Source organism: Thermomicrobium roseum DSM 5159, assembly GCF_000021685.1.
Lineage (GTDB): Bacteria > Chloroflexota > Chloroflexia > Thermomicrobiales > Thermomicrobiaceae > Thermomicrobium > Thermomicrobium roseum.
Window position 1 is genome coordinate 423058 of record NC_011959.1, and the last position, 24214, is coordinate 447271.

Below are 24214 nucleotides of genomic sequence, written 5' to 3' on the forward strand. Positions count from 1 at the left end.
TGCGTGACATGCGCAAGACATCAGAGCAAGTTATCCAGGAGCGGCTCGCCGCTCTCGAACCAGCTCCCGGCGTTTATCTCATGAAGGATGCACAAGGCCGCGTGATCTACGTGGGCAAGGCGAGTTCGCTCCGCCAGCGACTGCGTTCGTATTTCAGTTCCCACTCGAGCATGGATGCAAAGACGCGGGAACTCGTCTCGCAGATTGCGGACTTCGAGGTGATCCGTACCGACACCCCGACCGAGGCGCTCATTCTCGAGAACGAGTTGATCAAGCGCTACCGGCCTCGCTTCAACATCATGTTGCGCGATGACAAGACGTATCCATTCATCCGGATCACCAACGAGCCGTTCCCGCGCGTGATCGCTACCCGCCGTATCGTGCGCGATGGAAGTCGCTACTTCGGCCCCTATCCGAGCGCTGGTGCGGTGCATCGCACGCTCGACCTTCTCAAGCGTCTTTTCCCGTATCGTGCCTGTGACATCGAGATTACCGGGACCGCTTCCCGGGCGTGCCTCTACTATCACATTGGTCGTTGTGCTGGGCCCTGTATCGGAGCGGTCTCGCAGGAAGAGTATCGTGGCATCATCGACAACGTCGTCCTCTTTCTCGAGGGACGGGCTGAGGCTGTGGTCGCACGCCTTCAGGCGGCGATGGAGGAAGCGGCGGAGCGCTTGGAGTTCGAGCGGGCCGCACGGATTCGTGACGAGTTACGTGCGATCCAGCATGTCCTGCAACAGCAGAAGATCGTGACCGGTACAGACGAGTCGTTCGATGTCCTCGCGGTTGCTCAGAGTGCGGGCGGTGATGCCTGTGTGCAGATCGGGTTCGTCCGCAACGGCAAGTTGCTCGGTTCCGAGCATTACTTGATGGTCGGTGCCCGCATCGACGATCCTCCTGGAGCGATCCTGACGTCGTTCGTTCAACAGTACTATGCTCAGGCCTCGACCGTTCCCCCGGAACTCGTCCTGCAGCATCCCCTGGACGATGGAGAAACGATCGCCGCGTGGCTCGCTGCTCGGCGCGATGGACCGGTACGGCTGACCGTTCCCGATGACGGGTTTCGCCGGGAACTCGTCGAGATGATCGCCAAGAGTGCAGTGCAGAACCTGGAGCAACATCGCGTGCGCTGGCTCAACGACGAGCAACGAACGACGCTCGCTCTCGAGGAACTGGCCGATGCGCTGGGTATGGATCGTTTGCCTCGGCGGATCGAGTGTTTCGATGTCTCGCAGCTACAGGGAACGAATGTCGTCGCGAGCATGGTGGTATTCGAGCATGGTAAGCCGAAGAAGAGCGATTATCGGAAGTTTCAGATCAAGACGGTCGAAGGGCAGGACGACTACGCTGCGCTGCGTGAAGCAGTCCTGCGTCGTTATCGTCGCGCGCTCTCGGCCGAGCAGACGGAAGCGTGGCAGGCCTTGCCGGATCTCGTGCTGATCGATGGTGGAAAAGGGCAGCTCAGTGCGGCGCGCGAGGCGCTCGTTGAACTCGGACTCGATCTTCCCATCGCAGCATTGGCCAAGGAGCACGAGGAACTGTACATACCGGATCAGAGTGAGCCGATCGTGCTGCCGCGCGACTCGCAAGCGCTCTTCCTCGTCCAACGGGTTCGGGACGAGGCGCATCGCTTTGCCGTCACCTTTCACCGGGCCCGCCGGACGCGCTCGACGATCCGCTCGCTACTGGACGAGATTCCGGGGATCGGTCCGCGGCGGCGTCGCGAGCTGCTGCGACGGTTCGGATCGGTCGAGGGAATACGCCAGGCGAGCATCGAGGAGATCGCCGCAGTCCCTGGCATCAGCCGTGCCTTAGCTGAGCGGATCAAGAAGGAGCTCGATGAGGCGAGGGCGCCGCGATGAAGGTTCTCCGAGCAGACGAACCAGGTTCGGTCGAAATCGCGGCACAGGTACTCCGCGAGGGTGGTTTGGTCGTTTTTCCGACCGATACGGTCTATGGGGTGGGTGCTGTCGTCGATCGCCCGGACGCAGTAGCTCGTCTCTATGTCGCGAAGGGGCGGCCGCTCGATAAGCCGATTCCAGTACTGATCGCGGACCTGGATCAGTTGGAAAAGCTGGCGCGAGAAGTGACTCCGGAAGTCCAGCTGCTCGCGCAACACTTCTGGCCAGGGGCACTGACGATCGTGGTTCCAGCCCAGCCGTGGTTGCCGCGGGAAATCGTCCGCGAGACGGGCGCTGTTGGGCTCCGCATGCCGGACCATCCGGTCGCACTGGGAATCATCAGTGGGGCAGGTGGTGCGGTTGCCACGACGTCGGCGAATCGTTCGGGAGAGCGAGAAGCCTGCACGGTCGAGGAAGCGATCGGTGCGCTCGGTGATGCGGTCGATCTCTACATCGATGGTGGGAGAACACCAGGTGGTATACCGTCGACCGTCGTGGCATTTGAGGGGAGCAGACTCGTCGTGCTGCGCCGCGGGGCACTGCCGGTCGAAGTGATCGAGGAGGTTCTTCGCTCGCGTTCACACTGAATTCAGCAAACTGGCGAGAGGATGGGAGAAACTCGTTCTCGACAACGAGATGACTATGCTGTGACGGGTTGAGGGGAGGGCATGGATGGTGTTGAGCGAGTGGCTCCTCGTCGGAGTTGCGAGTACGTTCGCTGCCGCTGGCGGTGTCGCGCAGCGGCAGCAACGGTTACGGCACCTACAGCGTGTGACTCGCTCCCTCTCCTTCCCTGACGGTGCTCCACGCGTGCTCATCCTTTCGGCGTCGATCGGTGGCGGCCATAACGCAGCAGCAGCTGTCCTGCGCCACGATTTGGAGCGTTTGGGTAGTCATGCGTGCATTCTCGATGGTTTTGCTTTGGCGACTCCTCTGCTCAGCCGTTGTTTTGCTTCGGCATATCCGCTCCAGCTTCGCTATACACCTTGGCTCTACGAGCTTCAGTTTCGCTCGTCGCATCTTCGCACCTGGACCCGTATGTGGCGGCGGATCTACGCTGGGCTCGGTGGAGTGGCTTTCCGTAGGCTCATCGAGGAGTTGCATCCTGATGTGGTCGTCTCGACCTATCCGCTAGTCACGCAAGCACTCGGTGTCTTGCGCTCGACTGGTCGCCTTCTTACCCCGGTAGCGGCGACGGTCACGGACTACGGTGTTCATCGGCTGTGGATCGCACCGGGTGTCGATCTCCACCTCGTCCCGTCACGAGTCTCAGCGGAACAGGTGGAGGACGCGACCGGAGAGGTGCGCGTCATGCAGCCGCTGGTGCGCGAAGCATTCCGCCAGTCACGCAATCGGGCTGCAGTGCGGCAGCGCTACGGCTTCGCAGCCGATGACTTCGTTGCGTTAGTGGTGGCAGGTGCCTGGGGCATCGGGCACGTGGAACTGATCGTGCGCGATGTGGTCGAGTGTGGCGTGCGGGTCGTCGTCGTCTGTGGCAAAAATCAGGAGTTGGCCGAACAATTACGGCGAGAGTACGCTGGTTGCTCAACGGTACAGGTTTGGGGTTGGACGGACCAGTTGCCCGAACTCATGACGGCAGCCGATTGCCTGATTCAGAATGCTGGTGGATTGACGTGTCTGGAAGCCATCGCTTGTGGCTTACCGGTGTTGATGTACCGACCGATCGCTGGTCATGGCGTTTTCAACGCTGCTGCCATGGAGCGAGCTGGTGCGGCGCGTTGGATTCGGAGCGCGGACGAGTTGCGTATGGTCCTGCGAGGTGCTGCGGCTGGACGGATCCAGTTGCCGGTGCCGAAAATCGATGAGGACGCCGTTCCGGCAGCGGAGGCTATTCTCACGTTGGTGGCGGGCCGGGGCGCGAGAATCGGGACTGGTCGGACGTTCGCTGCACAGCTCGTGCGATCGGGGTCCTCGTGATCGCGACACGCGCTCTCGCGACGCGAATCATCCTCGCGAGCTTGCTCGGAGCCGCCATGCTTGCGGCACTCGCTGTCCTGGCGGTGAAGACCCAGCCGCCGGTCGGTCTCGTGCCGCTGATCGCTCGGGAAGGGCGTTCCTTCTGGCTCGCTGGGCTAGCGGTTTGCCTGCTCGGCGCACTCATCTTCCAGGTAGTGGATCGCCTACCTGAGCTGGCGCGAGCGACCGCTCTCCAACGGGGTGTTCGGTACGATCCGGTTCCGGAGTGGCCGACCGCTTGGATCTTGCCGTTCGTGACGTTGGCCAGTGGAACGCTCTTGCTCTGCGCGTACCATTCGCTGATCGTCGCGCTCGCCGTCACCTTGTTCGGTTTCATCAGCTTGGTGATCGGGCAATTCGCTCGCCTGGCGCTGTACAGTGCGGAAGAGCGCATTCGTTCCCTCGGGCGCCTGGTCCACACGCTGCTTTTGTACGGTGTCGGTTTCGTGAGTTACGCTATGATTTATGTACACAAGCTCCGGTCGCTCTATTCAGCCACAGCGATCTTTCTGCTCGCTGTCCTCCTTCTCCTCCAGTTGACCGAAGGAGCCGATGTGCAACTCGATCGCCGAGTGCTGTACGCGATGACCGGAGCCCTCGTGCTCGCTGAGGCGACCTGGGTTCTCAATTATTGGCCGGCGACTGGCTGGCTCGGTGGGGCTGTCCTCCTGGCTGTCTTTCACGTATTGGCGGGTTTGACATTGGCTCGCGTGGAGCGCGCCCTGAGTTGGCGGACAATCGCGGAATACGGCATCATGGCGTCCCTCGCGATCATCGTGATCGTGTGGGGTACCATACGAACACGAGGTGGCCCGTGAGTGAACCTGAGCAGCACGAACTCTACCAGCTCCTGCTGGCCATGGACGTCCTCGAGGAATTGCTCGAGGATCTCGAGGAATCGGGCTTGACCTCGCTCGAGGATCTTGCCAGTCGACTGGCGAGCGATGCAGAAGCGACTGATCTTTTGGAGTTGATCGCACAACTCATCGCACGGGGAATCCGGACAAGCGAGGATCTCGCGGGGTTCTTGAGCGAACTCGAGCAACGCATCGAAGAGCCAGAGGTCATGGATTCGGATTGGGTGAACCCCAACTGACTCGGCTGGAATGCGATGGAGAATCTCTTCGAATCGCACCGTCGATCGTTGCGAGAGCGCTGCGCACCGCTAGCCGAACGGATGCGGCCCCGCACGCTCGATGAAGTGGTCGGCCAAGAGCATGTGCTCGGGCCAGGAGCTCTGCTCCGCTCGCTGATCGAACGAGACCAGCTCGTCTCGCTCATCCTCTGGGGGCCTCCCGGTTGTGGGAAGACAACATTGGCTCGCTTGATCGCGAAACACACGCGTTCGGCGTTCGTACCACTGTCGGCGGTCAGTGCCTCGGTGGCCGATATCCGGCGGGTCGTGCAGGAAGCCAGTGACCGCTTCGCGCAGCACGGTCAGCGGACGATCGTTTTCATCGACGAGATCCATCGCTTCAATCGGGCGCAGCAAGACGCGTTGTTGCCAGCTGTCGAGGACGGCACGATCGTTTTGATCGGTGCGACGACGGAGAATCCCTCTTTCGAGATCAATGCACCGCTGTTGTCGCGTTGCCGCGTCGTCGTACTCGAGCCGCTGTCCGATCAGGCGATCCAGACGCTCGTGGAACGGGCTCTCGTCGATCGTGAGCGTGGGTTGGGTGAACTCGGCCTGCGCATCGAGCCGGAGGCACTCCGGCTGCTGGTGGGACTGGCGAACGGCGATGCCCGCATGGCGCTCAACACGCTGGAGGTGGCTGCTGCCGGTGCACAGGAGGGAACGATCACGGTGGAACTCGTGCACCAGGCAGCGATGCGCCGTGGGAGTGTGTACGATCGGGCTGGCGATGCGCATTACGATACGATTTCGGCCCTGCACAAGGCGATCCGCGGCTCGGACCCGGATGCGGCGCTCTACTGGTTAGCCCGCATGCTCGAGCATGGCGACGATCCACTTTACGTAGCTCGGCGACTCGTGCGAGCAGCCAGCGAGGATATTGGACTGGCTGATCCGCACGCGCTGGTGGTTGCAGTTGCCGCGCAGCAGGCTGTGCATTTTCTCGGTATGCCGGAAGGAGCGCTCGCCCTGGCCGAAGCGACCGTCTACCTCGCGCTGGCACCTAAGAGCAACGCGGTGTACCGCGCGTACGAGGCTGCGCGGCGCGATGTGGTGCAAACGCGCAACGAGCCGGTGCCGCTGCACCTGCGCAACGCGCCGACGACACTGCTGCGCCAGCTCGGATGGGGAGTTGGTTACCGGTATCCCCACGATGAGCCGGACGGTATCGGCAGGCAAGACTATTTCCCACCGCTCCTCCGCGGACGACGCTATTACGAACCATCCGACCGCGGTTGGGAAGTGCGGCTCCGCGAACGGCTGGCAGCGATCCGCGCTGCTCGTGGACAGAGGGCGGGGCCGACCGAGTCGGGAGGGGGATCGGGGTGAACGAACTGGCGATTCCTGTCCGACACGGGCGAGCCAACGACGAATTGCGTCCCGTGGAGATCGTTCCTCACTACATTCCCTATGCAGAGGGTTCGGCACTGATCATGCTGGGTAACACACATGTCCTCTGCGCGGCAACCGTCGAAGAGCGCGTTCCGAGCTTCCTGGTAGGTAGTGGACAAGGGTGGATCACGGCCGAGTACGGAATGCTGCCTCGTTCCGGTCGTGAGCGCATTCCCCGGGAGCGCATGGGTCCTGGCGGGAGGACGGCGGAGATTCAGCGTCTCATCGGCCGGTCTTTACGGGCGGCTGTGGACCTGGCAGCGCTCGGTGAGCGGACGATCATCATCGACTGTGACGTGCTTCGGGCGGATGGTGGGACACGCACCGCGGCGATCACTGGCGGATGGGTGGCGCTCCATCTTGCCCTCCAGCACCTACTCGCGGAAGGGCGCATCGAGTCCTTGCCAGTCGTACGGCAGGTCGCAGCGGTCAGCGTCGGTGTCGTCGCTGGCCAGCCGCGACTCGATCTCGAATATGCCGAGGACAGCTGCGCGGAGGTCGACATGAATATCGTCATGACCGACCGCGGCGAGTTCGTGGAGCTGCAAGGTACCGCGGAGGGGCAGCCTTTCGGACGCGAGGTGCTGGAACAGCTGTTGCGGCTTGCCGAGCGGGGCATCAGCGAACTCATGCTCGTCCAAAGGCGTGCGCTCGGTCTGTCGTGAGGCTGCTCACCCCTGAATTTCCAGGTGTTCCTTGGTACTGGGCAGTTGCCCAGCGATGCGGGTATCGAGTTCGGTGGCGGCATCGAGCGCGCGGGCCAGTGCTTTGAAAATCGCTTCGATCTGATGGTGAACGTTGGAACCGTAGAGTGTCACCACGTGAATCGTGATGCGAGCCTCCCGAGCGAGCGTCTCCAGAAAGTGGCGGACGAGATCGGCCTCGAGTTGGCCGACGGCCCCACCTGGCCAGGGGTCACGGTAGTGAAACGAGCCGCGCCCGCTGAGATCGACGGCTACCTGGGCGAGCGCTTCGTCCATCGGCACAGCCGCATCGGCCATACGACGAATACCGCGCCAGTCGCCCAGGGCGCGTCGGAGCGCCTGACCGAGGCAGAGCGCGACGTCCTCCACCGTATGGTGCGCATCGACATGGAGGTCACCGCGCGCCTGGATGTCGATATCGAAGCGCCCGTGTCGCGCGAAGAGCGTCAAGAAATGGTCGAGTGCACCGATCCCGGTCGCGACACTCGAGCGTCCGGTTCCATCGATGATCAAATCGACACTGACGTCGGTCTCGGTCGTCGTGCGCCGAATGGAGGCTCTTCGGATTTCTGTCAACGGCGTGCTCCTCTCGTTGTCCATCACCGGAATGTGTCGAGGGCGGCGAGAATGCGGTCGGTCTGCTCGGGTGTCCCGACGGTGATCCGCAAGTAGTCGCGGAGCCACTCGTCATCATAGCGTCGTACGACGATCGCGTGCTGCAAGAGATGGGCGTGCAACTGGTGGGCTCTCCCGTCATGCACGCGGCAGAGAATGAAGTTTCCGTGCGACGGGTATGGGGTGAGGAAGGGGTAGCGGCGCAATGCTCGGTAGAGACGTCCCCGCTCGAGTCGCACGTGTAGCACCCGCTGCATGAGCCAGGTGCGGTCAGCCAGCGCAGCCTCGACCGCCGCTTGTGCTGCAGTGCTGACATTGAACGGCTGCTTGACACGCCACAATGCTGCCGCGAGATGGGGAGGGAAGATGCCGTAACCGATGCGGAGCCCAGCGAGCCCGGCCCATTTGCTGAACGTCCGGAGGATCACGAGATTCTCGAACTCGCGCGCAAAGGGCGCGAGCGTCTGACCTGCGAACTCGTAGTACGCTTCGTCGAGAACGACGAGGATTCCCGTGCGGAGTAATCGCGAGAGTTGCTGTGGAGTGACCAGGTTGCCGGTCGGGTTGTTCGGTGAGGCGAGGAAGAGCAGCTTGGTGCGGGGAGTGATGGCGTCTTCGATCGTCTCGAGGTCGAGGTCGAAGTCCTCGCGGCGTGGTACGGTGATGACCCGGGCACCGAAAAGCGGTGGTCGCGAGAGATACACGCCAAAGCTCGGGACGGGAACGACCACCTCGTCGCCAGGCTCGATCGTCACGAGCAAGAGCAGATCGATGAGTTCATCGGATCCATTACCCAGAAGAATGCGTTCAGCTGGCATGCCGGTATAGTCCGCGAGTGCAGCACGAGCGCGCCGTTGGTCGGGGTCGGGATAGAGATGCAGGTCAGGGAGCGAGGCAAGCGCCGCGATGACCGCTGGTGGCGGGCCGTACGGGTTCTCGTTCGCATCGAGCTTGGCCACCTGTTCGGGTGGAACACCGAGGCGCTCCGCGATCGTTTCGCGGCTCTCGACAGGAAGATATTCCACCGCGTTCTCGATACTCGCCCGCACCGCTCGCCTCGCTGCCACGCGCCCCTCCCTCCGTGTGTTGCACTCTCGCAGCAAGAGTACCGTGTGTTCGGCCGAGCGTGCCAAGGCGTGCGAGGCCTGCTCATGGCCTCGGTGCTCATGCTCGCTCTTCTCGGGACGACAACGCGAGCGGTGGCTGTCGTCCCGGAGGTGTCCAGCCGCCCCGCGCCGTCATCGGCCTACCAGCCTGCCGAGCGCCCCACGCTCACTGCCCGGGCGAGCTTTGCGGTCGATATCACGGCCGGGGTGGAACTCTGGGCGCAAGAAGCTGATCGCCCTCTGCCGCCAGCGAGTACGACCAAACTGATGACTGCTTTGGTCGTCCGGCGCTGGCTCCGGCCGGACGAGTCGATCACGATTCGGTCCGATGACCTCGTCGATCCGGCCGTCTATGCCAATGCTGGCTTCCAGCCTGGTGATCGCGTAACGGTGACCGATCTCCTGGCCGCCATGCTGATCGCCTCGGCCGGTGATGCGGCACTCGCCCTCGCTCGGGTCGCTGGGGAGCGGATCGATCCGGAACATGACGTGCCGCGGACTGCCTTCATCGACGCGATGAACCAAGAAGCCGCGCGTCTCGGCTTGCGGCATTCGTGGTTCGCAACGCCGGATGGGCGTGACGTGCCCGGTCAGACCGTCTCGGCGCGCGATCTCGCGATCATCGCCGCAGCGGTCTTGAGCGACCCGTTGCTCGCCGAGCTCGTTGCGACACGGACGCGCGAGATCGAGATCGCCGGGCCACAGAGTCGCCGGATCACGGTCGTCAACACGAACCAGTTCCTCACCGAGCCCGATGCGCTCGGAGTCAAGACAGGCACCTCAGTGGCTGCGGGACAATGCCTGGTGGCCGCGGTACGACGCGGCAACGACATCGTGGTACTCGTGTTGCTGAGCAGTCGCGACCGTTACGCTGACGCGCGGGCACTGCTGACCTATCTCGACCGGCAGTACCGGTGGTTTACCCTCGATGGCCGATCGTTCGCGGAATTAGCCAGGCTGGCGCGAGAGGGAATCGTTCCGGCTCTCGTGCCGACCGTCGTGGTCGCGAACGAGACAGCTGACCAGGTGCGGGTCATCATCGATCGGCAGCACTCATCAGCCGATGTCGTCGGTACGGTACGATTACGGATCGGAACGAGCGACCTCTTCATCGTGCCGCTCCTGCGTGTGGAGCGGTGAGTGAGCGTGACGATGACCGAGCAGCGACTGCAGCGTGTTCTTGCCGCGCACGGTGTCGCATCGCGGCGGAAAGCCGAAGAGCTGATTCTGGCGGGTCGGGTGACCGTCGATGGCGTCGTCGTGCGCGAACTCGGGCGCAAGGTCGATCCAGAGCGCCAGGAAATCTGTGTCGACGGAAAGCCGCTCCACTCGGAGCCTCGGCGATACATCGTGCTGCACAAACCGGTGGGTTACATCACGACGACTGCCGATGAATACGGACGTAAGACGGTGCTCGATCTCGTCCAGGTTCCTGAGCGTGTCGTACCCGTTGGACGACTGGATCGAGATTCCTCGGGTCTCCTCCTCCTCACCAATGACGGCGATCTGATCTACCGGATCACGCATCCGCGCTACGAGCTGGAAAAGGAGTACGAGGTTCTCGTCGATGGCTTTCCTCCACCTGAAGTCGAGGAAGCCTTGCGTCGCGGCGTGCCGGTCGATGGACGTCCGGTACGGATTCGACGATTAGAGGCGATTCGGGTCGAGCCGCAGGGCACCGTGTATCGCGTCGTGATACACGAGGGACGCAACCGCATCATCCGTCGTGTCTTCGAGCGTGTCGGCTATCCGGTGCTTCGCTTGCAGCGCGTTCGCGTCGGGCCGTTACGACTCGGTGATCTTCCGCCCGGACGATGGCGCGACCTCACAGCCAGCGAGGTAGCGGCCTTGCGCCGAGCGGTCGGCTTACCGGAGTTTCCCGAGGGAGCGGTGGGAAGGGAACGGAAGGCGCGTGGTGGCAGGGGCATGCCAGCTCGTCGTGGCGATCGACGGCCCAGCGGGGTCAGGAAAGAGCACCGTCGGCGCTGAAGTCGCCAAACGACTCGGTGCACTGTACTTCGATACTGGGGTTGTCTATCGGGTGCTCGCCTTGCTGGCGCTGGAGCGGGGAATCGCACCGGACGATGCAGAACGATTGGCGCAACTGGCGCAGAACCTGTCGATTCGGGTCGGTCCACCTTCGATCCAGGACGGGCGGCTCTATGACGTCTGGCTGGACGGTCGCGATGTGACCTGGGCGATCCGAACCCCAGAGATCGATCGGCTCGCTTCCCTGGTTTCGGCCCATCCGCCGGTCCGGCGGGCTCTCCTCCGCTTGCAGCGGGAGCTAGCGCGCAACGGGCGCGTCGTCATCGCTGGCCGGGATATCGGCACCGTGGTCATGCCGGAAGCCCCGGTGAAGATTTGGTTGCACGCATCGCTGGAAGAGCGGGCGCGACGGCGACAACGTGACTTGGCGCGACGGGGAATCGTGCGCTCGCTGGAGGAGATCGTCGCGGAATTGGCTGACCGTGATCGCCGGGATGCGACGCGAGCTATTGCCCCGATGCGTCCGGCTGAGGATGCGGTTATCATCGATACGGATGATCGTACCATCGAAGAGGTCGTCGAAACGGTGCTCGCGGTCGTCCGCGAGCGATGCGAGTGTGCGAACCATGGATCGGATTCCGCCGGAGTGGCGCCTCTCGCGGCGCCGTAAGATCAAGACATGGATCTTCTTGACGGCGCGCGTTTTCGTCGTGCCGCTTCTGCGTCTCCTCATCCGTTTTCGGATCGAGGGGTTGGAACACGTGCCACGTGTCGGGCCGGCGCTCGTCGCGGCGAATCATCTGCACAATGCCGATCCGGTCTTGATCATCGCCGCGTTTCCCCGCCCGGTCCTCTTCATGGCCAAGCGGGAACTCTTCGGTGTCCCGGTCATACGCTGGTTCGTGCGGCAATCCGGCGCGTTTCCGGTCGATCGCGGACGGCCGGATCGCCAGGCGTTGCGGCATGCTGAACGCCTCCTGCATGAGGGGATGCTGGTCGGGATTTTTCCCGAGGGGACGAGGAGCGTGACTGGTACACTGCAGCCACCGCATCCCGGGGTAGGGTTGTTGATCCGGCGCAATCCGTCCGTACCGGTTCTCCCCGTGGCGATCTGGGGAACCGAGGTCCTGCCTTTCAATGGTGCCAAGGGGCGGCGACCGCTGCGCGGCTGGCCACGCGTGACCGTACGGATCGGTCCTCCAGTGACCATCGCCTTGCAGGCGCCTGAGGGCCGCGAGCGATCGCCCGAGGAGCTGGCTGACGAAGTGATGCTCGCGATCGCGCGTCTTCTCCCCGACCAGTATCGCGGTGTCTATCGTGAGCGGTTGGTGCGTGAGCCGTCGAGTCTGGTGGGCGTGCCGACCGGGGACCCTGGTCGAGTCGGGTGAGTCGGCCCCGCGGTAGGGTGACATCGGCCGACGCTCCTGGCACTGCTTTCCACTCGCGGCCGGGCAACGGGTAGGCGAGCAACTCAGCGGAACAGCCAAGGCTGGAAGGAAGCCTCCTCATCCTCAGTGGACATTACCCGTGTCCGTGCCCGCGGCGCGAGCACTTCTGGCACCTCTGAGGCGGAGATGGAGAACGAGTCGACAGGAACCGCAGAGACGCTCGACGACAACTCCGGTTCGACGGTCGTAAAGTCAGGAGTTCGATCGTCTGGCGGATCAAAAGCGTGCACTGCCAAGGGCGGCAGCGCGACTCGTGGTCGCTCTACCATCCGGCCCGAAATCGCTGCGCCGGTTGCAGCAGAGCACGCGTGACCAGGTCGTGTCGGGAGTACCGGACGCTCGCTCGACGTCAGGTGGACGGGACAGCTCCTGCGGTGCGGCGGGCAATGTCGGTTCGCGACGCTGGGATTCCGACTCGTGCTGACTAATCAGTGGTCCCGGCGCAACCACCGTGCGACGCTGATCGTGCCGGCAACGAGCGCGGCGAGTCCACCGACGACAATGGCTGTACCGAGTGGGTCAGGCCCGGGGAGGACGACTTTCCCGTCGTCGTAACTCAGGAAGAGTTGTCCCCATTTCGTCTGAAGCGCCTCTTTGACACGCCGGCGTCCGTGCACTGGGTACCAATAGACGTTGTGATAGACATTGGAAGCGACATACGACCAGGGGACGAGCGGCGAGCGCAAGAGGAGATTTTCCAGCGGTTTGAGTGGGCCGTGGTAAATCAGCTTCTGGCCGCGGCTCGCGAATGTGTCTCCTGCGACGAATCCCCATGATTCGTTGGAAATGTCCTCACCGATGACTTCGATCTTGCGCGGATCACCGATCCCCAACCCTCGTTCGTGTGCGATGCGAATGAACGGTATGGAGAGCGGATCGAATCCCTGCAACTTGGCACTGATGGCGTCGATAGCGACTTGGTCAGCACTAGCCAGAATGATGTCCTTCTCATGAGGACGCATGGCACGGGGTCCTGGGCCGTCCCCCGCGAAGGTTCCGTCCATCACCGCGAAGATGCCAGGGTGGATCTCTTGTTGGATCGTCAGGAGATCGACGAGTGTCTCGTGAATGACAGCGTGTGTCCAATGTCGCCGCTCGTTGAGGAGTCCACCGAACGCGTTCTTCATTGCGCCGGTGATCGTGGTGAAGACGTGCGTCTTCACGGTCGGAAGATGAATGATGTTTCGACCGATGAAGAGCTTGGGAATACGGATGCCTTCCGGGAAGATCTTGTGCAGGACGAGGAGTTCACTCTTCGGTTCATAGGGTACCCACTCGACGTGTGGCTCGTAGAGGTGAACGTTTTCGACGCCGTACTTGTCGACGACGTACTTGTGCTTGTTGTTCCGCTCGCCCTTGTAGGCATCGACGACGACCGTTCGGTTGTGGGCGGCAATGAGATGCCCGTACCCGTCGGCTTTCAAGCGACGGATAACGCCCTCGAGTTGCCACGGGGTCGTCGAGCAGCCGGGATACCAGGTATCCCAGGTGATGTTGATCTTGAGAATCGTCTCGCGATCGCGCGGGAGTGCCTCGCGGTAACCGGCCATGAGCATCGCTCGCCCGATGTCGGCGAGGACGGTCTCTGGTGTCGTGCGTAGGACTGCGACCTTGCCCTTACCAGGAAAGTCAGCCATGAGCCAAGCCTCCGGTTTCACGGTTAGGGATCGTAACACGCGGTGGCAGCGGTTGCCACTCGTCAGAACGACCCTTGTCCGTACAGTCTCCGACCTGCTAGGATGTGCCCAGTAGTCAGAGACCGGTGGAGCCAGAAGGACGACGCGGGGGCTGCGTTGGCCAGGGTATGGTTTTGTCTTGCGGTCATCCTGAGTGGGTGGTTCGCCGCTCCAGCGGGCGCGGTGCAGGCCGAAACTGAAACGCCCTCGATCGTTGCCGCAGCGGCGATCGCGATCGAGGCCGAAAGCGGGCGCGTGCTCTATGCGAAAGAGCCGGACGCTCCGCGCGCCCCGGCGAGCCTGACCAAGTTGGCGACCGCGCTGACTGCTGTCGAGTTAGCGCCCCGCGACACGGTTTTGACAGTACAGGCACAGGACCTAGTGGGCGAATCATCGATGGGACTCCGTCCTGGCGAGCAGATTACGCTCGAGGCGGCACTCTACGGGCTGCTCCTGGCCTCGGGCAACGATGCCGCGATGACGATCGCTCGGAACCTGAGCGGACTGCCAGGGGACACACCGGAAGCTGCAGTCAACCGCTTCGTCAAACAGATGAACCTCTTGGCACAGCGCCTCGGATTGGAACGGACCACCTTCCGCAATCCGCACGGACTCGATCAGGAAGGACATGTGACGACAGCACGCGACCTCGCGCTCCTCACCCGTGCGGTTCTGCAGCGCCCGGAACTTCGCCGGATACTGCAAACCCCCTCCTATGACGATGGGGTACACGCAGTCCAAACGACCAACCGCCTGCTCGGTCGCTATCCGGGTTTGATCGGTGGCAAAACGGGGATTACCGAGGCGGCCGGGTACTCGCTCATCGAGGCGGCCGAACGGGACGGCACGACGGTGATCGTCGTCGTGCTGGGGAGTACGCGGGATGCCTGGTACGCTGATGCTGTCCAGCTCCTGGACTATGCATTCGCTCAGCTGGCGCCCGCTCCAGCGGCTGGGTTGGCGGGCTCTGCCGCTGAGGCGAGCGCGAGAGACATCTCGGCTAGTCGACCCATTGGAGACGCTGCGATGACCGTCGGGGGGCCGCGAGCCCTGATCCTCGAGGCTCCTACTCCGCTGCCCGCATCGAACGAGCTGTGGTTCTGGCCAGCTTCGGCAGTGACGACCGCTGTTGCGGCAGGTGTACTCGCCAGTGGGTTTCCGGCGATCATGGCCGTGGTCATCGCACGTCGTCGCGCCGGTCGGCGCGCCACGCTCGATCGTGGACAGCGACGTGGGAGGCGCCCTGGCCCGCACAGTGTCCGACCAGCGAGAGTGAGAACCGATCGGCGCCGCTCGGCCGTTTTACCGGCACGAGACGAAGGGACGCAAGACGCAAGCGGACGGATCGTTCCGTTCGATCCAGCAGTACACGTGGCACAACGGGCGGTGCGTGCAGCTCGTCGGGGGGATATCGCTGTGGCAGAGCATGAATTTTTGCACGCCTTGCGTCTGAATCCGAACTTCGATCTCACGCGTGCTCCGGAATTCTGGACACTGTCACCAGCTGGTGTCATCGCTGCTGCCCAGGCGTACCGACGCGTCGGTCGTCTGCGCGATGCGCGGACACTGTTGACGGTGGCGCGGCTCAGCTTCGGTGATCTACCAGCGATTCGCACCGCTCTTGCCGAACTCTCTGCGGCGACCAACTCGCCCCAGCTCGTCATCGGCCGGTTCTCGCAGCGCTTCGAGACTTGATACGATTCGTATCAGCTGGTATACTCTGCCCGAGTGCAGGAGGAGAGGCACGCGGGAGGTTGCGATGCGCCGATCCGAGCCGCTTTACGTGATCAGCGTTGCTGCGCGGTTGCTCGAGCTGCACCCGCAGACGCTGCGGAAGTACGAGCGCGAGGGCTTCGTGACTCCATCGCGGACACGTGGCAACCTGCGGCTCTATTCAGCCGAGGATCTCGAACGGCTGCGGCAGGTCAAGTACCTGGTAGAGGAACGAGGTGTCAATCTGGCTGGAGTGCAGCTCGCGCTTGCGCTCACTGAGCAGCTCCAGCGACTGCGGGAGCGGTGCCTGGCGATTTCGGAACAGTATGACCGGGTTTTCGATTCGGTGGTCGCCGAAATCGACAGCATGTTGCAGCTGCTCGGTTCCACCCCGGAGTCGTGACCGCGTCGCCTCTCGTCCACGCGAAAAAAAATCATTTGAGGAAGGGAAAGATGGGACGACCGCAATTCACCGAAAAGGCTCAAGAGGCATTGGTGACAGCGCAGCGGACGGCCGCTGAGCGGCAAAACAGTCAGCTCGATGTCGAACATCTCCTGTATGCGCTGGTGACCCAGCATGATGGTGTCGTACCGCAGGTCTTGTTGCGCCTGCAGCTCGACCCGCGCCGCGTTGCGCAGGAGCTCGAACGGGTTTTGGAAACGTTGCCGCGCCTGCAATACGCCGCTGAGCCGACGATCTCACCGGTGCTGCGGCGTGTCCTGGAGCGTGCCCAAAGCGAAGCCCAGAGTTTCGGTGACCAATACATCAGTACCGAACACTTGTTGCTCGCTGCGCTGGATGCGGCCCCGCGGTCGCCAGCTGTTCAGGCGTTGGCGCGATTGGGCGTCCAGCGTGAGCGGGTGCTGGAAGCTTTGAGCCAGATCCGCGGCGCACAGCGGGTGACGTCTCCCAACCCAGAGTCGACCTACCAGGCGCTGGAACGGTATGGCCGTGACCTCACAGCACTGGCGCGGCAGGGTAAGCTCGACCCGGTTATCGGTCGCGACGATGAGATCCGCCGCGTCATCCAGGTGCTGCTGCGGCGTACCAAGAACAACCCGGTCCTGATCGGTGAACCCGGCGTGGGCAAGACTGCGATCGTGGAAGGGTTGGCCCAGCGGATCGTGCGGGGTGACGTACCAGAGGGATTGCGCGATAAGCGGATCGTCCAGCTCGACCTCGCGGCGATGCTCGCTGGTGCGAAGTACCGAGGCGAGTTCGAGGAGCGCCTGAAGGCAGTGCTCGACGAGATCCGTGCCTCGGAAGGCGAGATCATCGTCTTCATCGACGAGGTCCACACGGTGGTTGGTGCGGGAGCAGCCGAAGGCGCGATGGACGCGGCCAACATGCTGAAGCCGATGCTGGCGCGTGGAGAACTCCACGCGATCGGTGCGACGACGCTCGACGAGTATCGAAAGCATATCGAGAAGGATCCCGCGTTGGAGCGTCGGTTCCAGCCGGTCTTTGTCGATGAGCCGTCGGTCGAGGATACGATCAGCATCCTGCGTGGCTTGCGGGAGCGCTACGAACTTCACCACAAGGTGCGGATCCTCGATTCGGCGCTGGTCGCGGCGGCAGTCCTTTCGCACCGGTACATCACGAACCGGTTTCTGCCGGACAAGGCGATCGACCTCGTGGACGAGGCAGCTGCTCGTCTGCGGATGGAGATCACCAGTATGCCGGCGGAACTGGACGAGCTGACGCGGCGGATCACCCAGCTCGAGATCGAGCGTGAAGCGTTGCGCAAAGAGCGAGACGAAGCATCCCGCCAGCGTTTGGCCGAACTGGAGCGGGAGTTGGCCAATCTGCGCGAGCAGGAGCAGGTCCTCCGCTCGCAGTGGGAGCAAGAGCGCCAGGCGCTGGAGCGGATCAACGCGCTCAAAGAGCAGATCGAGCAGACGCGCATCGAGATCGAACAAGCGCTGCGCGCGGCGGATTACACGCGTGCCTCGGAGCTCCAGTATGGACGGTTGGTCGAGTTGGAGCGGCAGTTGCGCGAGGAGGAGCGGCGACTCGCCGACGTGCAGCGCCAGGGTCGGCTGCTCAAGGAAGAGGTCGATGCCGACGATATCGCGGAGATCGTGAGCAAGTGGACGGGTATTCCGGTCGCCAAGCTGATGGAAGGCGAGATGGAGAAGCTCGTCCATATGGAAGAGCGGTTGCACGAGCGTGTCGTCGGTCAAGACGAGGCGGTGCGGGCCGTCTCCAATGCGATTCGACGGGCGCGGGCTGGTCTACAGGATCCGAACCGTCCGCTCGGAAGCTTCATCTTCCTCGGCCCGACCGGGGTTGGCAAGACGGAGTTGGCGCGGGCTCTCGCCGAGTTCCTGTTCGACGACGAGCGGGCGATGGTACGGATCGACATGTCGGAGTATCAGGAGCGGCACACGGTGTCGCGCTTGATCGGTGCCCCGCCTGGCTATGTGGGCTACGAAGAAGGCGGCCAGTTGACGGAGGCAGTGCGGCGGCGACCGTATTCGGTGGTCCTTTTCGATGAGATCGAAAAGGCTCATCCGGAAGTCTTCAATGTTCTCCTCCAGGTACTGGACGATGGCCGGCTGACCGACGGGCAGGGGCGAACCGTCGATTTCCGAAACACGGTCATCATCATGACCAGCAACCTGGGGTCGGAGTACATTCAGGCGCTGCTCCCGCACCGTGAGGAAGAAGCGTACGAGCGGGTGATGCAGGCGGTGCGAGCACACTTCCGGCCGGAGTTCCTCAACCGGATCGACGAGATCATCATGTTCCGGCCGCTGACGCGCGAGCAGCTCTCGCAGATCGTGGACATCCAGTTGCGGCAGGTGCGTCAGCGCTTGAAGCAGCGCAATATCACGCTGCAGGTCACGCTCCGGGCGAAGGAGTGGCTGGCTGAGCGAGGCTACGATCCGGTCTACGGAGCTCGCCCGCTCAAGCGGGTGATCCAGCGCGAACTCCTGGACCCGTTGGCGAACATGCTCCTGCGCGGTGAGGTGCGGGACGGCGAAACGGTACTGGTCGACGTGGACGAGCACGGCAACTTGAGCATCCGCTCCATGTTGGCTGAAGCGGAGGTCGTCGCTTGAGGAGAACAGGGGATCGCCGGCTGGCGATCCCCTGTTTCGTTCGCCGCTGACGGAGGGTCGCGATGGATGCCGTGGCAGAAATCGCTAAGCTGATCGTCATCGCCGCGCTGATCGTCTTCGTTCCTTTCCTGTTCATGCTCATCTTCGATCTCGCGGCGCATCTCGGTGAGCTTTTCGGCCGCCGTTCTTGAGCAGGGGTGAACCGACTATGGAGTCGCTGCAGGCCTTTGGTCGCCTGCTGATCGTGATGGGACTCCTTTTGGCCATCCTGGGGGTGCTGCTCGTCCTCGCTGGTCGGATCCCCTTCATCGGTCGTCTCCCCGGGGATATCGTCTACCAGCGCGGGAACTTCACCCTCTACATCCCGTTGATGTCGATGTTGATCCTGAGCTTGCTCTTGACGATTCTCCTCAACCTTCTGTTCCGCCGCTGACCAACCGTGCTATCCTGATCGCGATCTCGAGAGAATCGTGGAAGGAGGAGCACGATGCGGTTGCGCGCGGCCTTCGAATGGCTATTGGCGGCGTTTGTCGGACTCGTCGCTCTCTTTCTCGGGATCCAGGGACTCAGTCGCAGCAGGTGGCGGCTCGATACTGGTCAGCACTTTCGCCGGACAGGGGAGCCGGAGGACGAGGACGACGATCGCGCGTTCGCACGCGCGCCTTTCCTCAGTGAGTCGTCTAGAGAGCGTTTACTGTATTTCTTGCCAGCTGAGCGTCCCCTCGAACCGCGTGAAGCGCCTGAGATGCTGGAGCACACGCGCGCTATCCGGTACGAGGCGAGAGTGCGACTTCTGGTGACCGATGTCGATGCCGTCGCGGTGCGGATTCAGGAGTTCGCGGCGAGTGTGGGCGGCTACACGATCGATGCTGACGTGTCGTCAGGAACCTGTTCTCCATCAGGTCGGATAACAGTCGCTGTTCCAGCAGCGCAGCTGTCTGCCTTTCTCGACCAGCTGGCGTCGTTCCCTGGTGTTCGCGCTGTCGAGGAACGTTCGCTGCGCGGGCAAGATGTGACCGGGGAGGTCATCGACGTCGAGGCGCGTCTGCGGGCGGCGCGTACGGCAGAACAGCGGTATCTCTCGCTCGTCGAGCGAGCGGAACGCGTCCAGGATGTTCTGCGGGTAGAGGAAGAACTCCGGCGGATTCGCGCCGAAATCGAGCGGTTGGAGAGTCAGCAGCGTTTTCTGCAGGAACGCGTCAGTTTTGCAGTCGTCACCGTCGCATTACGGAGCGCTCGTTCACTCGGGCAGCGCGTGGAGAGTGCCTTCCGTGCTGGCTGGGATCGGGGTATCGGGGTAATGGTCGATCTCGCCAACTTGGGTGGCCGTCTCGCCGCTCTCGGCAGTGTGATCGTTCCGGCCGGCGTCGTTCTCGTCGCATTCTTGCGGTGGTTCGTGAGTCGTCTGGTGATGGAGCGGCAGGGAGTGTCGAGCGATCGGATCAGCGAGCAGCCACGCGATTGAAGTGGCCAGCTGCTGGCTCGATCGGCACCCGATCGGGAAAAATCTGCGACCCGCCAGGTGGTGCTGGCGGGCCGCAAGTAAGCAGAGGATCAGCCCCAAACCAGTCGCGCGGTCCTCGCCACGAGCTCGAGCTTCTGGCGCTGTACCTCCGGCGTAATCCGGTTTCCTTCCCAGGTCGAAGCGAAACCGCATTGCGGACTGAGCGCGAGTCGCTCCAGCGGGACGTACTTGGCTGCTTCCTTGATACGCTGGATCAACTCTTCCTGTGATTCGAGGCGCATCTTCTTCGTGGTGACGAGGCCGAGTACGACGATGCGATCTTCTGGCACGAAGCGCAAGGGTTCGAACGTCCCCGATCGTTCGTCATCGTATTCCAGGAGGAAGCGGTGAAACTTGGTTTTGCGGAAGACCTTCTCGGCGATCGGATCGTAGCCACCGGACGCATAGAACATGCTCTGGTTGTTGCCGCGGCAGATATGAAGGCCGAAGACGATTCCCTGCTTGTCGAATCCGTCGAGTACAGCATTGTCGAGTTCGATGGTCTGATCGACGATGCGATCAGGGTCGATCCCACGGATGCGGTAACCTTCGCGGATCTTCGGATCGAGCAAGGCAGCATACTGCGGTGCGTCGATCTGGATGTAGGTGCAGCCGAGGCGAATCAGTTCCTCGATCTCGCGCCGGGTGATGTCGACGATATCGGCGAGATAACTATCGATCGTCGGATAAGCGCTGGTGGACTTGTTCTTGTCCCAATACACGGCGGCCTGCATGGTACTGACGAGGGTGACCTTGCCTACTCGGTTCGTCCGGGCGCGGAGGTAGGTGAACTCTTCGGCGCACATGTTGCGCTTCCAGCGGAGTTTCTCGACGACGATCGGGCGACGGACGAGATTCTCGCGCCCTTCCTCGTCGCGGAAGGGGATAGCCCAGCCGCCGAACTTGTCAAAGCCCTCTATGGCTTCGACGAGATGACCGAAGAATGCATAACGACGTTGTTCACCATCGGTGACGACTTCGAGTCCGACTTCTTCTTGAAGCTGGATCGCCTCGTCGACCGCGCGGTCTTCGAGACGCTTGAATTCGGCGGCACTCAGTTGCCCAGCTTCGTATTGTTGTCGCGCTTCGATCAGGTAAGCTGGGCGAAGCAAGCTCCCCACGACGTCGCTACGGTAGTACACGTGCTCGGTCCTTTCCTCACGCTGCCTTCCGCACGCTCTTCATGCCCACGAGTAGCATACTCGACGGAGTACAGAGCTGAACAGAACCGCTCGTGATCATCGTGAACGATGCCCAGGAGCGATGGTAGAGGGCGAGGCGGCAATTTCGGCCGAGCTAGGCAGATGACTACCCTCGTGTGCGCCATCGAGAGCGGGAGATCAGGTTCTTCGGGTGTTTCGTGTATTCACGATAGCAGAACATGACCGTTGACGTAGTCAGGACGCGGTGCTATCGTATGCTCGAAACGAGAAAGATTCATGATTAAACTTTCTGAGAAAGGGTTGCTATCATGAAAACCAGAGCGGCGGTGCTGTATGGGCCGACGCGTTCGTTCGTGATCGAGGAACTCGAACTGGACGAGCCGAAAGAGGGTGAAAGTGCTGGTCAAGCTCGTGGCCACCGGACTGTGCCATTCCGATTGGCACTTCGCCAAGGGAGAGGCTCCGGTTCGCTTTCCCATGGTCGTCGGGCACGAAGGTGCTGGCATCGTGGAAAAGGTCGGTCCCGGCGTCAGCGAGGTCCAGCCGGGTGACCACGTCGTGCTCTGTTACATTCCCGCCTGCGGCAAGTGTCGCTGGTGCCTGAGTGGACTGGCAGCGATCTGCGATCGCGGTATTTTGATCGGGCAAGGCACGCAACTCGATGGGACGTTTCGCCTCCATAACCAGCGGGGCGAAGATGTCGCCCAGTTCGCACTCGTCTCGGCCTTCAGCGAGTACACCGTCTGTCCCGTCGATTCGGTGATCAAGATCGATCCCGATCTCCCGCTCGATCGCGCCTGCTTGGTCGGCTGTGCGGTGCCCACCGGCTGGGGTGCGGCCGTCAACCGGGCACGCGTGCGGCCCGGGGAGACGGTGGCTATCTTCGGGACGGGCGGGGTGGGGATGAACGCCGTGCAAGGAGCAGCGATGGCGGGTGCCGAGAAGGTCATCGCCATCGATCTGGTGGACTGGAAACTCGAGAAGGCCAAGGAATTCGGCGCGACTCACACGATCAACCCCACCCGCGAGGATCCCGTCCAGCGGGTACTCGATATCACGCATGGCGTGGGAGCCGACGTGGTCTTGCTGACGGTTTCCCTGGTGACGGCCGATATCATCGGGCAGGGTGTACGAGCGACGCGCAAAGCGGGGCGAACAGTCATCGTGGGTGCGTCGGATCGCCGCATGGACCGCATGAACATCACTCCGTACGACTTCATGTTGCTAGCGAAAGAGATCGTGGGAACCATCTTCGGACACAACGTGCCGCGGGTCGATATCCCTCGACTTCTGGAACTGTACAGGGATGGAAAACTGAAGCTCGACGAGCTCGTGACGAAGCGGTATCGGTTGGACGAGATCAACCAAGCGTTCCTCGATCTCGAGGAGGGTCGGCTCCTGCGCGGGGTATTGGTGTTCGATTGAGTGAGAGAAGGTTCTGCATAGGTCTCGCGCTGGAACAGCCCCGATGTGCTGACTTGCAAAGAGTGAACCCGTGCCAGTTGTCGGTTTCTCTCAGGGAGCGGTGGCTGCGGGGAAGCGTAGCCAGCAGCGCGGACTGGCGAGGTGATTGACAGGAAGCCGTCGAGCGGCTATAGTGAGTATTGCTATGGGTGGCGTATCGCTTCAGCACCAGGTTTGGTTCGCGTACTACTTTACCTCGCCGGCGTTGCTGGCGGGGTGCCGGGTGCTGAAGCGCTGAACCCGTAGCCCACAAGCCAGTAACGCCGGCGGGCAGAGGTGTCACCTCTGCCCGTTTCGTTTTGCAGCGAGGAGACCGATGGGAAGGGAGGATCGAGCGATGATCGTCCGCTTGCGCCCCGAGACGGATGAACAGGAAAGCGAAGCCCTTGCCGCCGCTTTACGTCGTGCAGGATTGGACGTGACGCTGCTCACGCTCGGTGGAACTCCGCTTCTGAGTGTCAACGGGCGGGCGGTACCGCCGGAAGTCGAGCAGGAGTTGCTTCGCCATCCAGCGGTGGAGAAGCTGCTTCGTCCTGATCGACCGTACTGCTTGGCTGCCCGCTCGTCTCGCCCCGATGGCACCGTCGTGCGTGTCGGGCCGGTGGAGATCGGCGCCAAGCAACCGGTGATCATCGCTGGCCCCTGTACCGTGGAAAATCGCGACCAACTCTTGCGGATCGCAGAGGCTGTCCGGGATGCTGGTGCCTCGATGCTCCGCGGGGGTGCCTTCAAACCTCGCACCTCTCCGTACAGTTTCCAGGGACTCGGGGAGCGCGGACTGGAACTCCTCGCTGAAGCCCGCGAAGAGACAGGTCTACCGATCGTCACGGAAGTCTTGGATACCGAGCAAGTCGAGTTGGTTGCCCGGTATGCCGATATGCTGCAGATCGGTAGCCGGAACATGATGAACTTCGCCCTCCTGAGGAAAGTTGCGGCGACCGGGAAACCCGTCCTCCTCAAGCGTGGCTTTGCGGCGACGATCGAGGAGTGGCTCTTGGCAGCCGAGTATCTTCTGGCCGGTGGCAACGATCAGGTCGTGTTGTGCGAGCGAGGGGTCCGCAGTTTCGAGCCAGCAACACGTTTCATGCTCGATCTGAATGCGGTCCCGCTCGTGCGGCAGCTGAGTCACTTACCGATCATCGTCGATCCGAGTCATGGAACGGGGCTGCGCGAGTTGGTTCCACCCATGTCGTTCGCCGCCATCGCTGCCGGGGCGCATGGGATCATCGTGGAGGTTCACACGTCGCCTGAGGCAGCACTGGTCGACGGTCGGCAGTCGATCGATCCAACGACGCTCGCCAGCATAGTCCGGCGAGTTCGGATGCTCAGGGACATGGTCGAGGAACTCGTTGCGGTCTGAT

23 protein-coding genes are annotated in these 24214 nt (G+C 62.5%); 19 read left to right on the forward strand and 4 right to left on the reverse strand.

The annotated features are described in order from the left end of the window. Positions 1 to 8 precede the first annotated feature (8 nt). The 7 genes from uvrC (at position 9) to rph (ending at position 7070) form a co-directional block, all read left to right on the forward strand. Positions 9 to 1862 (forward strand): excinuclease ABC subunit UvrC, encoded by a 1854-nt coding sequence (gene uvrC / locus TRD_RS01965; RefSeq protein WP_041436313.1) that lies wholly within the window; start codon positions 9 to 11, stop codon positions 1860 to 1862. Beyond that, complete coding sequence (locus TRD_RS01970) at positions 1859 to 2488, forward strand: L-threonylcarbamoyladenylate synthase (protein ID WP_012641833.1); 630 nt, start codon at positions 1859 to 1861, stop codon at positions 2486 to 2488. The genes uvrC and TRD_RS01970 overlap by 4 nt, the downstream gene beginning before the upstream one ends. Before the next feature lie 85 nt (positions 2489 to 2573). Continuing rightward, positions 2574 to 3839 (forward strand): MGDG synthase family glycosyltransferase, encoded by a 1266-nt coding sequence (locus TRD_RS01975; protein WP_012641834.1) that lies wholly within the window; start codon positions 2574 to 2576, stop codon positions 3837 to 3839. Next, a complete protein-coding gene (locus TRD_RS01980) occupies positions 3836 to 4696 on the forward strand; it encodes a DUF5656 family protein (protein WP_012641835.1) in 861 nt (286 codons plus the stop codon). Before TRD_RS01975 ends, TRD_RS01980 begins: the two co-directional genes overlap by 4 nt. Then, the gene (locus TRD_RS01985) at positions 4693 to 4974 is read left to right on the forward strand and encodes a hypothetical protein (protein ID WP_012641836.1); all 282 of its coding nucleotides are present in this window, start codon (positions 4693 to 4695) and stop codon (positions 4972 to 4974) included. Before TRD_RS01980 ends, TRD_RS01985 begins: the two co-directional genes overlap by 4 nt. 15 nt (positions 4975 to 4989) lie before the next feature. Continuing rightward, positions 4990 to 6342: a replication-associated recombination protein A gene (locus tag TRD_RS01990; protein ID WP_012641837.1), complete on the forward strand. Its 1353-nt coding sequence runs from the start codon at positions 4990 to 4992 to the stop codon at positions 6340 to 6342. Next, on the forward strand, positions 6339 to 7070 hold the full coding sequence (rph, locus tag TRD_RS01995) for a ribonuclease PH (protein WP_012641838.1): 732 nt from the start codon (positions 6339 to 6341) through the stop codon (positions 7068 to 7070). Before TRD_RS01990 ends, rph begins: the two co-directional genes overlap by 4 nt. Positions 7071 to 7076: 6 nt before the next feature. Here rph and hisB read toward each other — a convergent pair whose 3' ends face one another. Both hisB and hisC read right to left on the reverse strand, forming a co-directional pair. Further along, complete coding sequence (gene hisB, locus TRD_RS02000) at positions 7077 to 7685, reverse strand: imidazoleglycerol-phosphate dehydratase HisB (RefSeq protein ID WP_012641839.1); 609 nt, start codon at positions 7683 to 7685, stop codon at positions 7077 to 7079. A 23-nt stretch (positions 7686 to 7708) separates the two neighbouring features. Beyond that, on the reverse strand, positions 7709 to 8791 hold the full coding sequence (hisC, locus tag TRD_RS02005; protein WP_012641840.1) for a histidinol-phosphate transaminase: 1083 nt from the start codon (positions 8789 to 8791) through the stop codon (positions 7709 to 7711). Between the two features lie 84 nt (positions 8792 to 8875). On the opposite strand from hisC, the gene TRD_RS13465 reads away from it, so the two are divergent. From TRD_RS13465 to TRD_RS02025, 4 genes are read left to right on the forward strand one after another with little or no spacing between them, the layout of a single operon-like run. Then, the gene (locus tag TRD_RS13465) at positions 8876 to 9970 is read left to right on the forward strand and encodes a D-alanyl-D-alanine carboxypeptidase family protein (protein WP_012641841.1); all 1095 of its coding nucleotides are present in this window, start codon (positions 8876 to 8878) and stop codon (positions 9968 to 9970) included. Next, positions 9971 to 10819: a pseudouridine synthase gene (locus TRD_RS02015; RefSeq protein WP_012641842.1), complete on the forward strand. Its 849-nt coding sequence runs from the start codon at positions 9971 to 9973 to the stop codon at positions 10817 to 10819. Continuing rightward, positions 10743 to 11489 carry a (d)CMP kinase gene (gene cmk, locus TRD_RS02020; RefSeq protein WP_012641843.1) on the forward strand — a complete coding sequence of 249 codons (747 nt, stop codon included), beginning with the start codon at positions 10743 to 10745 and terminating at the stop codon, positions 11487 to 11489. The genes TRD_RS02015 and cmk overlap by 77 nt, the downstream gene beginning before the upstream one ends. Continuing rightward, complete coding sequence (locus TRD_RS02025; RefSeq protein ID WP_012641844.1) at positions 11446 to 12207, forward strand: lysophospholipid acyltransferase family protein; 762 nt, start codon at positions 11446 to 11448, stop codon at positions 12205 to 12207. The genes cmk and TRD_RS02025 overlap by 44 nt, the downstream gene beginning before the upstream one ends. 488 nt (positions 12208 to 12695) lie before the next feature. Here TRD_RS02025 and TRD_RS02030 read toward each other — a convergent pair whose 3' ends face one another. Further along, entirely contained in the window at positions 12696 to 13904 is a 1209-nt protein-coding gene (locus tag TRD_RS02030; protein WP_012641845.1) for a DUF362 domain-containing protein, read from the reverse strand. 156 nt (positions 13905 to 14060) lie between these two features. On the opposite strand from TRD_RS02030, the gene TRD_RS13470 reads away from it, so the two are divergent. The 6 genes from TRD_RS13470 to TRD_RS02055 all read left to right on the forward strand — a co-directional run bounded on the left by TRD_RS13470 (position 14061) and on the right by TRD_RS02055 (position 20187). Then, entirely contained in the window at positions 14061 to 15638 is a 1578-nt protein-coding gene (locus tag TRD_RS13470) for a D-alanyl-D-alanine carboxypeptidase family protein (protein WP_169302277.1), read from the forward strand. A gap of 64 nt (positions 15639 to 15702) precedes the next feature. Further along, positions 15703 to 16059 carry a heat shock protein transcriptional repressor HspR gene (locus tag TRD_RS02040; protein WP_012641847.1) on the forward strand — a complete coding sequence of 119 codons (357 nt, stop codon included), beginning with the start codon at positions 15703 to 15705 and terminating at the stop codon, positions 16057 to 16059. 50 nt (positions 16060 to 16109) lie between these two features. Continuing rightward, a complete protein-coding gene (gene clpB / locus TRD_RS02045) occupies positions 16110 to 18722 on the forward strand; it encodes an ATP-dependent chaperone ClpB (protein WP_012641848.1) in 2613 nt (870 codons plus the stop codon). A 62-nt stretch (positions 18723 to 18784) separates the two neighbouring features. Continuing rightward, a complete protein-coding gene (locus tag TRD_RS15205; RefSeq protein WP_012641849.1) occupies positions 18785 to 18913 on the forward strand; it encodes a hypothetical protein in 129 nt (42 codons plus the stop codon). Positions 18914 to 18930: 17 nt separating this feature from the next. Beyond that, positions 18931 to 19155 (forward strand): DUF2905 domain-containing protein, encoded by a 225-nt coding sequence (locus TRD_RS02050; RefSeq protein ID WP_012641850.1) that lies wholly within the window; start codon positions 18931 to 18933, stop codon positions 19153 to 19155. Between the two features lie 54 nt (positions 19156 to 19209). Then, a complete protein-coding gene (locus tag TRD_RS02055; RefSeq protein WP_012641851.1) occupies positions 19210 to 20187 on the forward strand; it encodes a DUF4349 domain-containing protein in 978 nt (325 codons plus the stop codon). Between the two features lie 89 nt (positions 20188 to 20276). Here TRD_RS02055 and TRD_RS02060 read toward each other — a convergent pair whose 3' ends face one another. Further along, positions 20277 to 21368 carry a cobalamin-independent methionine synthase II family protein gene (locus tag TRD_RS02060; protein WP_012641852.1) on the reverse strand — a complete coding sequence of 364 codons (1092 nt, stop codon included), beginning with the start codon at positions 21366 to 21368 and terminating at the stop codon, positions 20277 to 20279. 411 nt (positions 21369 to 21779) lie between these two features. Between TRD_RS02060 and TRD_RS02065 the strand changes: the two genes are divergently transcribed. Both TRD_RS02065 and aroF read left to right on the forward strand, forming a co-directional pair. Beyond that, positions 21780 to 22814, forward strand: a complete 1035-nt coding sequence (locus tag TRD_RS02065) for an NDMA-dependent alcohol dehydrogenase (protein WP_012641853.1) — start codon at positions 21780 to 21782, stop codon at positions 22812 to 22814. Positions 22815 to 23169: 355 nt separating this feature from the next. Next, complete coding sequence (gene aroF / locus TRD_RS02070) at positions 23170 to 24213, forward strand: 3-deoxy-7-phosphoheptulonate synthase (protein ID WP_012641854.1); 1044 nt, start codon at positions 23170 to 23172, stop codon at positions 24211 to 24213. Position 24214: the final 1 nt, after the last annotated feature.

Coding starts and splice junctions, on each gene's coding strand:
- uvrC (WP_041436313.1), top strand. CDS start 9: ATGCGCAAGACATCAGAGCAAGTTATCCAGGAGCGGCTCGCCGCTCTC.
- TRD_RS01970 (WP_012641833.1), top strand. CDS start 1,859: ATGAAGGTTCTCCGAGCAGACGAACCAGGTTCGGTCGAAATCGCGGCA.
- TRD_RS01975 (WP_012641834.1), top strand. CDS start 2,574: ATGGTGTTGAGCGAGTGGCTCCTCGTCGGAGTTGCGAGTACGTTCGCT.
- TRD_RS01990 (WP_012641837.1), top strand. CDS start 4,990: ATGGAGAATCTCTTCGAATCGCACCGTCGATCGTTGCGAGAGCGCTGC.
- TRD_RS13465 (WP_012641841.1), top strand. CDS start 8,876: ATGGCCTCGGTGCTCATGCTCGCTCTTCTCGGGACGACAACGCGAGCG.
- TRD_RS02025 (WP_012641844.1), top strand. CDS start 11,446: ATGGATCGGATTCCGCCGGAGTGGCGCCTCTCGCGGCGCCGTAAGATC.
- TRD_RS02030 (WP_012641845.1), bottom strand. CDS start 13,904: ATGGCTGACTTTCCTGGTAAGGGCAAGGTCGCAGTCCTACGCACGACA.
- TRD_RS02040 (WP_012641847.1), top strand. CDS start 15,703: ATGCGCCGATCCGAGCCGCTTTACGTGATCAGCGTTGCTGCGCGGTTG.
- clpB (WP_012641848.1), top strand. CDS start 16,110: ATGGGACGACCGCAATTCACCGAAAAGGCTCAAGAGGCATTGGTGACA.
- TRD_RS15205 (WP_012641849.1), top strand. CDS start 18,785: ATGGATGCCGTGGCAGAAATCGCTAAGCTGATCGTCATCGCCGCGCTG.
- TRD_RS02050 (WP_012641850.1), top strand. CDS start 18,931: ATGGAGTCGCTGCAGGCCTTTGGTCGCCTGCTGATCGTGATGGGACTC.
- TRD_RS02055 (WP_012641851.1), top strand. CDS start 19,210: ATGCGGTTGCGCGCGGCCTTCGAATGGCTATTGGCGGCGTTTGTCGGA.
- aroF (WP_012641854.1), top strand. CDS start 23,170: ATGGGAAGGGAGGATCGAGCGATGATCGTCCGCTTGCGCCCCGAGACG.